This window comes from Allobosea spartocytisi (genome assembly GCF_014764685.1).
In the GTDB taxonomy this organism is placed as follows: domain Bacteria; phylum Pseudomonadota; class Alphaproteobacteria; order Rhizobiales; family Beijerinckiaceae; genus Allobosea; species Allobosea spartocytisi.
The window spans coordinates 1-3495 of the sequence record NZ_JACXWY010000054.1 but is presented as its reverse complement, the minus strand read 5'-3'; the positions used below and the strand labels follow the sequence as shown (position 1 = coordinate 3495).

Sequence of the window (3495 nt, the reverse complement as noted above, 5' to 3'; positions counted from 1 at the left end):
CCAGGACAGGCCGCATCGCCCATCCAGGACGCCAAAGGCCAAATCATTGACGCGGGGTGGAGCAGCCCGGTAGCTCGTCAGGCTCATAACCTGAAGGTCGTCAGTTCAAATCTGGCCCCCGCAACCATCTCAAATTGCGATGCCAAATCGCGTAGATCAGCCGCCCCAACCGGGCGGCTTTTTTGCGTCCGCAAGTTCTGATGGTTGCGCCCTCCCGCAACCACCTCAACTTGGGGATCGCGCAAGTTCTGGCCAATGCCAGTCCCCGCAACCATCTCAACTTGCGATTGGCCCGCCCCTCCGGCGGGCCTTTTGCTTTTGAGCGAAATCGCAAGGATTCCAGCCAGATCGCCGCGCACGTCGATCTTCAGCTCGTCGTCCTCCGGCGTCAGGATGATGTCCCGCACGAGTGAGCGGATCAGGTCGGCCGCAGTCATCCGCTTCGCCTCCGAATCCTCCTGAAGCGCCGCGTACAGCTCGTCGACCTGGACGTGGTAGTGATGAGCCATGTTCGGATGAAGGAGGGGGGGCGGCTCTTCCGCCTCTCGCAGGAACGCCTTCAGCTCTTTCTGACGACGCTCCAGGACGACCATCTTCTCATTGAGACGATCGGCAGCGCCGCCCTTCAGGATGAGGTTCAGGAGCGTATCGAGTTCCCGGTCTATCCGTTTGACCTCGGCTTCGGCCGCATCGATCGAGGCTCGGCCCTCCATGCGGAGCCGGTTCATCTCGCGGGTGAACTCGTCGCAGAACTCCTTGAACAGCTCGGGGTCCATCAGGTGATGGCGCAGCGCGTTGAGGACGCGCGCCTCAAGCTGATCGCGCCGGATGTTTTTGCGATTGTCGCAGGTGCCCTTGTTGCGGGCCGTCGAGCAGCCGACCAGATCAGCCGAGATCATCGAGTAACCGCCGCCGCAACAGCTGCACTTAGTCAGGCCCGAGAAGAGGTATTTGGGGCGCCGGCGTTCCCGGAAGTGGTTCTCGGTCTCGCCGTCGTCGCTACGGTTCTGTTTGACGGCCTGTTGCCGCTTCTTCACGGCCTGCCAGAGATCGTCGTCGAGGATGCGTAACTCCGGCACGTCTTGAATGATCCAGTCCGCCTCCGGGTTCATCCGCGCCTGGCGCTTGCCCGTGTCCGGGTCTTTAATGAATCGCTGCCGGTTCCAGACCAGCTTGCCGACATACATCTCGTTGTTGAGGATGCCGTTGCCGCGCTTCGGGTTGCCGTTGATGGTGCTGAAGCCCCAATCGCCGCCGCCCGGTGCGGAGATGCTATCCTTGTTCAGCTCGAAGGCGATCCGCTTGGCCGATTTGCCCGCGGCATAGTCGCGGAAGATACGGCTGACGACATCAGCCTGAACCTCATTGATGGTCCGGTCGCCACGCACCGGCTCGCCGCTGGCGTCTAACTTCTTGACCACATCATAGCCATAGGAATTGCCGCCACCGGACTTGCCCAGCTCGACGCGGCCACGCTGACCGCGCCGCGTCTTGTCGGCGAGATCCTTCAGGAACAGGGCGTTCATCGTGCCCTTGAGCCCGACATGGAGATGCGTGACCTCGCCCTCGGATAGAGTGACGATCTTCACGTCCGAATAGGCCATCCTCTTATAGAAGCCGGCGATGTCTTCCTGATCGCGCGACAGGCGATCCATCGCCTCCGCCAGCACATAGCGGAACCGGCCGCGCGTGGCGTCCGAGATCAGGGCCTGGATACCGGGGCGCAGGAGCGAGGCGCCGGAGATCGCGTGATCGGTATATTCCTCAACCACCTGCCAGCCTTGCTTCTCGGCGTGGAGACGGCAGATGCGGAGCTGGTCGGCGATCGAGGCGTCGCGTTGATTGTCGGATGAATAGCGTGCGTAGATCGCAACCTTCACGATGCATTCTCCTGGGATGTCAGGAGCGCGGCGTGCGGCGCCCTTTCATCTGTTCCTCGTAAATCTCCCGTGCAGCTCGCCGGGCGAGCAACCGTACCAGCTCTATCAAGCGTGGGTCGGAGCCTTCGCCACGCCGCGCGAGCGTCAGCTCCGGCTCTATGAGCCGAAGCGCGCTCGTCTGCTTTGGGCGGTTTTTGTGATCCATCGTCGCACCGTTTGATGTCGGTTGCAAGTTGATGGGTTTCACGATCCTTGTGAATCCAAGTATAGGCAACGGAAATCAAAGGCGAATACTCGGCGGAGAAAGGAGCTGATGCGCGCGGCATAGCGTGCTCCAGCGACGAACAGAATACGCTGGCGTCGTGAAATGACCTGCTAAAATGCCGCGAAACCTGCTCCATGTGACCTCCTCGACCGCCATCCCTTTGAACGTCTTTCATCAAGACAGTCGGGCTGCGAACAGAGCCGATAATAGCGTATTGCGTTTGGCGCTACAAGCGGCTATATTTCAGTCAAGGAGAATGGTCATGGCTGCCACCGTTGAACGCAAGGAATACCCGATCTCGATGCGCCTGCCGGAAGCGGACGTCGCGATGATCGATCGCGCAGCCACCTTGCGTGGCCGTTCTCGGACGGATTTCGTGCGTGATGCCGCCGTGCGCGCTGCCGAGGAAGTCGTCATGGAGCAGGGGCTGATCCGCATGAGCCCGGAGGGCTTCGCCGACTTCATGGAAATCCTGTCCCGTCCGCCCACCATCGTTCCTGAGATGATGGAAGTGCTCCAGCGGCCTGCGCCGTGGGAACCCGGCTACGTCACGAAGCGGTAAGCCGTGGCTTTATCAGCTCCTGAACCGCTTACTGCCGAGCATGACGTTTCCGAGTTCTCCTGTGGCAAACCGACACTCGATCATTGGCTGAAAACGCGCGCCCTTGCCAATCAGGAAAAGGGCTTCACCGCGGTCGTGGCCGTCCATGATGCCGGGCGCGTCGTCGGATATTATGGTCTTGCACCGACGGGGGCTGTCCCTTCGATCCTGCCTCGCGCAATTCGCACTGGACAACCACCCAATCCCGTTCCCTGCCTGCTGCTCGGGCAACTCGCGACGGATACGGCCTGGGCCGGACAGGGCATCGGCACCGGCTTGATGAAGCATGCCCTTGAGCGTTGCGTTCAGGCTGCGCGTCTGGTCGGCGGGCGCGCGCTGATGGTCAACGCCGTCGATGAAGAGGCTGCCCGGTTCTGGCAGCGACGCGGCTTTCTTCGCTCGAAGGACGACCCGTTGGTCCTGCTCCGGTCGATCGCCGATATCGCCGCGATGCTGGCGGCAGGTGGAATCGGCCGCGAGGGATGAGCCTGGTCCGGCTCAATATGGTGAAGGGGGAAGTCTTCCCCTGCGGCCGAGCCTGTAGTCTCGGCCGACCCCTTCGAGCGGGGAGACCCCGCAACGCCCCTGAAGAGTGAGAGTGGGGATCGGAGATCCAGTAGAGTGTCCGCCGTCAGCGCCCTTGAGACAGATTCGGGATTTTCGGGAAGGGAGGATTTCTGGATCATCGCAGCCATTCAGGAGCGCAGATGAGACAGAAATCGGTGCCGGAGAAAGCTCCGGCAGAGCAG

3 protein-coding genes, 1 tRNA gene and 1 pseudogene are annotated in these 3495 nt (G+C 61.5%); 4 read left to right on the top strand and 1 reads right to left on the bottom strand.

Translation table 11 applies throughout. The features are described from left to right. The first annotated feature begins 50 nt into the window (after positions 1–50). Both IED13_RS28415 and IED13_RS29030 read left to right on the top strand, forming a co-directional pair. Positions 51–127, top strand: a tRNA-Met gene (locus IED13_RS28415). Positions 128–200: 73 nt separating this feature from the next. Further along, complete coding sequence (locus tag IED13_RS29030) at positions 201–413, top strand: hypothetical protein (protein WP_248312818.1); 213 nt, start codon at positions 201–203, stop codon at positions 411–413. Positions 414–845: 432 nt separating this feature from the next. On the opposite strand, the pseudogene IED13_RS29025 reads toward IED13_RS29030, so the two are convergent. After that, positions 846–1880 (bottom strand): annotated as a pseudogene (locus IED13_RS29025) (recombinase family protein); the annotation flags it as partial. Between the two features lie 527 nt (positions 1881–2407). Between IED13_RS29025 and IED13_RS28405 the strand changes: the two are divergent. Both IED13_RS28405 and IED13_RS28400 read left to right on the top strand, forming a co-directional pair. Then, positions 2408–2707: a type II toxin-antitoxin system TacA family antitoxin gene (locus tag IED13_RS28405; RefSeq protein WP_024343503.1), complete on the top strand. Its 300-nt coding sequence runs from the start codon at positions 2408–2410 to the stop codon at positions 2705–2707. A 3-nt stretch (positions 2708–2710) separates the two neighbouring features. Beyond that, positions 2711–3232, top strand: a complete 522-nt coding sequence (locus tag IED13_RS28400) for a GNAT family N-acetyltransferase (protein WP_024343504.1) — start codon at positions 2711–2713, stop codon at positions 3230–3232. Positions 3233–3495: the final 263 nt, after the last annotated feature.

Bases quoted from the DNA above. Each gene is read 5' to 3' on its own strand.
- IED13_RS29030 (WP_248312818.1), top strand. From the start codon at position 201: ATGGTTGCGCCCTCCCGCAACCACCTCAACTTGGGGATCGCGCAAGTT.
- IED13_RS28405 (WP_024343503.1), top strand. From the start codon at position 2,408: ATGGCTGCCACCGTTGAACGCAAGGAATACCCGATCTCGATGCGCCTG.